Raw genomic sequence first — 4,304 nt, 5'->3', positions numbered from 1 at the left:
ATGCCGGAGGCGATCTCGACGTCCTGTCCCTTGGTGCCGGCGGCGATGCCGGTCCCGATCGCCGCGCCGGCGACCGAGCCCAGCACGGCGTCCTTGCTGCTGCCGCCCAGGACCTTGCCGAGCAAGGCGCCGCCCGCGGCGCCGCCGCCGATCGCCCCGGCAGTCTTCTTCTTCGAGGTTTTTCCCGCCGTCGCGTAGGAAGCCGACATCGGCGCGATGAAGCCGGAAGGCGTCACCAGCCTTTCGAAGGCCAGCTTGAGCGATCCGGACTTATCGGAAAGGCCCTTCTTCGCCGGAGTCGACTCGATGACATGTCCCTGGATGCGGCTCCCCGCCGGAATCACAACGCGATCGCCGGCGATCACCGGCCTGGTGAAACGGGCGGTGAAGATGTCGCCGACGGTGCTGTTCGATGAGCCGACGGCATGCTCCAGCTCGACCGTCACCTGCGTCCCGGCCGGCACGCTGAGCATCAGCTTCGGCGGCGGCTTCAGGGCCTGAGGCGTGAACTCGACGTTCCCCTTCGGAGCCACGCTGCGCGAAGGACTCTGGACAGGACTTTTCGGAGGCTCCGGGCGCGGCAAGCCGGAGCCGGAGAGCGATGGATTGGCGGTGCCGATCGGGCTGCTGCGCTCCACGGACCCGGCCTGCTCGGCGGGCTTCACCACCGGCGCGACCACGGGTGAGGAAATCGTCGAGCTTATTCCCGCGAGATCGTTCTGGACCACCTCCGGCCGTGCAACGAAGCGCATGTAAGCGGCAACCGCGAGGCCGACGGAGAGCAACGCCACCCCCGCCACGGTAAGGGCCCGCAAGCCCTGGCCCGAGCGCGCCGACGCGGCGGCCAGCGGAATCGTCTCCGCTCTGGCGAGCTGGGTCCTGGGCTCCCTCTTCCCTGCTGCATCAGCGGAAAGAGGCGCGATTCCCAGGACCGTCCGCTCGGCCGCGACGGGTTTCTCCTTTCCCGCGGCCAGGAAGGCCTGCTTGAACGATGCACCATCGGGGAAGCGCTGCTCCGGATCTTTCGACAGCGCCCGATCGAAAAAGCGGTCGAGCTCGGCCGACGTGCCGGGCTGCTGCCGGCTGAGTGGTATCTGCGTGTCGTGGGCGATCGAGTAGGCCAGCGAGACCAGGTCGTCCCCGCGGAACGGCCGTTTGCCGCACAACGCCTCGTACAGGACGACCGCGAGCGAGAAGAGGTCGCTCCGGCCGTCCAGCGCACCGCCCCGAACCTGCTCGGGCGACATGTAGCCGGGCGAGCCGATCGAGGCACCCGACTGCGTCAGGTTCGATTCTTTCAGGCGGGCGACGCCGAAATCGGCAATCTTCGCCGCGCCGTCCGGCTCCCGGATCAAGATGTTGGCGGGCTTGATGTCGCGATGCACAATCCCGGCGCGATGGGCCGCCTGCAGGGCGTCGGCGAGGATGCCGCCCATCTCCAGCACCCAGGCGCGCTCGAGGGGGCGCTTGAGCCGCTGGCTCAGGCTCTCGCCCGGAATGTACTCCATGGCGATGAACGGCCGGCCGGTGGCGGGGTCCTGCCCCGCATCATGAACGGTGACAATCCCGGGATGCGACAGCGACGCGGCGGCGCGCGCCTCGCGCAGGAAGCGCTCGCGGAACTCTTTCGCCAGCTCGTCGGAGATCCCCTCCGGCAGGTGGTAGGTCTTCACCGCCACCTGGCGCTGCAGATGGGGATCGTTGGCCAGGTAGACCACCCCCATCGCCCCGCGCCCCAGCTCCTTGACGACCTCGTAACGCCCAATCGTCGGCATACTGATCGAATATAGGGTCCTGCCGAGGATGAGCAAGAGCGCGAGGCCGGCAGGCGCCTATCATTTTCGTAATCGCATCATCTTTAGTGGAAGGGACGGCGGGAAGCGGCGTAATCGGTCCGACCTGAGAGGTTCAGACGGCTTCAGGCGCCGAGGGGGCCGCCGGGGCGGCCCTTGAGGGCTTCGAGCTCCTGCGCGCGCAGAGCGTCGAGATCCCCGGACTCGATCCGGCCGAGCACGTCGAGGAGACGATCGGATGTGAGGAACCTGGGCACCGCCACGTAGTCGGCGCCTTCGGCGTACAGCTGCAGCGCGGCGGGCGCCGACTGCGCGGTCACGATGATCCGCGCCGTGGGGTTCAGCTTGCGCAGCTTGGCCAGGAGCTCGCGGTTGGTCGTCCCGCGCAGGAAATCATCGGGGATCGAGCAGATGAGGATCTCCGCCCGCTGCACGCCCGCATGCTCGAGCGTGTCGAGATGGCTGATGTCGCCGTACACGGCGGGTACCTTGAGGCGCAGCAGCTCCCGATGGACCTCCGGGTTGAAATCGATCACCTTGAAGCGGCGCGGCGCGTTGAGCAGTGCGTGCACCAGCGACGTTCCGATCCGGAAGCAGCCGACCAGGACGATGGGTGCGTCCTCCGTGGCTCCGTGCCGCGCGGCCTTCGCGGGCGCATCTTCCAGCATCGTGCCGCCGGTCCAGCGCATCAGGCGGCGGGCCAGCGTATGGCTCATCTGCGCCAGGTAGGTCGACAGCGTCGCCGTGATGACCAGCACCAGGACGACGATGGAAACGATCTCCGAGTCGATGTGGCGGTAGGCGGGCGACGCTCCGGCCAGGACGATCACCAGGGCGAACTCGCTGATCTGAGAAAGGTGGATGGCCCCAATCACCCCGACGCGGTTGTCGTAGCCGAGCATCCGGAGGACCGGCGGGATCGTCACGAAGCGGCCCACGATCACCACCACCGACAGGACCAGCGCCGCGATCAGCACGCGCGCCGTCGGAACCGACAGCAGCATTCCCAAGGACACGAAAAACAGCGTCACGAAGAAATCGCGCAGCGGCCGGACCTTGGACACCAGGTCGAGCGTATAGGGCAGGTTGGCGATGCTCACGCCCGCCAGCAGCGCCCCCACCGCCGTCGAGAAGCCCGCCTGCATCGCGACCCAGCTGACGAGGAAGCACCAGGAGATTCCAGATATCAGGAGCACTTCCGGTGAGGTCCCTACCGAGTGCAGCAGGCGCGGAAGCACGAGGCGACCCACCAGGATGGTCCCCCCGACCAGAGCCGCGCCCTTCAGGAGCGCCGATCCCAGCGTGACGATCGGTGAGGACTCTCCTGCGGAGAATCCTCCCAGGCTCGGCTGGACGGCCAGGACCGCGACCGCGAGGACATCCTGGGCCAGGAGGATTGCGAGAATCACCCGACCCGGCAGCGTGTCCAGCTCGCTGCGATCGGCCAGATGCTTGACGACGATCATGGTGCTCGAGAAGGCCGCCATGATTCCGAGATAGACGCCCGGAAGCCCCCGGAAGCCCAGCAAGAGCGCCACCACCCACGCGAGAAGGACGCTCCCCACGACCTGCACGAGGGTGGCCACCGAGGCCGCCTTCCCAGACTTCACCAGCTTCCCAACGTCGATCTCCAGCGCCACGATGAACAGCAGGAACACCAGTCCGATCTCGGCCAGCGCCTGGATCGAATCAGCGTTGGAGATGATGCCCAGTCCAATCGGGCCGATCAGGACGCCGGCCGCGATGTAGGCGAGCAGCAGCGGCTGCCTCGCCCAGCGCGCCAGGTAGGCCAGCGCCGTCGCAACGACGATGCAGATCCCGATGTCCTGTGGAAGATGGCTGTGCATGCGGACGTGATTCTAGGACAGGTGGGTAATTACCGCCTATCAGGCCCGCGCGACCTTACTGACGCAAGGCCGCGAGGCGGGCCTGGGCTTTCGACTTGACCTCCGGAGGCGCATCCTTCGACGCGGCAATGGCGGACACCGATGAGGTGAGCAGCTTTTCCGCCTCCGCCCGGCGGCCCAGCCCGGCCAGCGACACGCCGAGTAGCGAGCGGGTGTTCTCGGTCCGCCAGCTGCCGGGAGACAGCCCCTTCTCCCGTATTGCGAGGGCTTCCTCGAGCACCTGGCGCGCCTCGTCGTACTGCTTCAATGCGAGGCGGGTCTCGCCGATATCGGTGAGATTGATGCCGTTCTCGACCACTCCCGCGGCGCGCTGCGACTTCTCGATGTCGTAGATCTCCTCCTTGAGCGCCAGCACCTCGGACCAGGCGCCGCGCGCCGCCAGCAGGAATGCCGTCTGGTTCGCTCCATAGAGGATGAGGTGGTCTCCGGGAGGAACGGTGCGCCGCGCCATCGCCAGCCCTTCCTTCGACACCCGCTCCGCATCCGCGACGCGCTGCATCGGGTAATACAGCCCCGCCATGTCGATCAGCGTCGACGCGACCTCCCGGCTTTCCTCGCCATATATCGCGCGGTTCGCCGCGAGGTTCTCCTCCCAGGCCTTCTC

General features: G+C 67.4%; 3 protein-coding genes. All 3 read right to left on the bottom strand.

All coding sequences use genetic code 11. The features are described from left to right. Positions 1 to 1,775, bottom strand: a 1,775-nt coding sequence (locus VFW45_03230) for a protein kinase (GenBank protein HEU5179777.1), incomplete at its 3' end; no start/stop codon positions are given. Positions 1,776 to 1,918: 143 nt separating this feature from the next. Next, positions 1,919 to 3,640 (bottom strand): cation:proton antiporter, encoded by a 1,722-nt coding sequence (locus VFW45_03225; GenBank protein ID HEU5179776.1) that lies wholly within the window; start codon positions 3,638 to 3,640, stop codon positions 1,919 to 1,921. A 55-nt stretch (positions 3,641 to 3,695) separates the two neighbouring features. Then, on the bottom strand, positions 3,696 to 4,304 hold a 609-nt coding region (locus tag VFW45_03220), incomplete at its 5' end, for a tetratricopeptide repeat protein (protein ID HEU5179775.1).

The organism is Candidatus Polarisedimenticolia bacterium, from assembly GCA_035764505.1.
In the GTDB taxonomy this organism is placed as follows: Bacteria; Acidobacteriota; Polarisedimenticolia; order Gp22-AA2; family AA152; genus AA152.
This window is presented reverse-complemented; position numbering and strand designations above follow the sequence as displayed.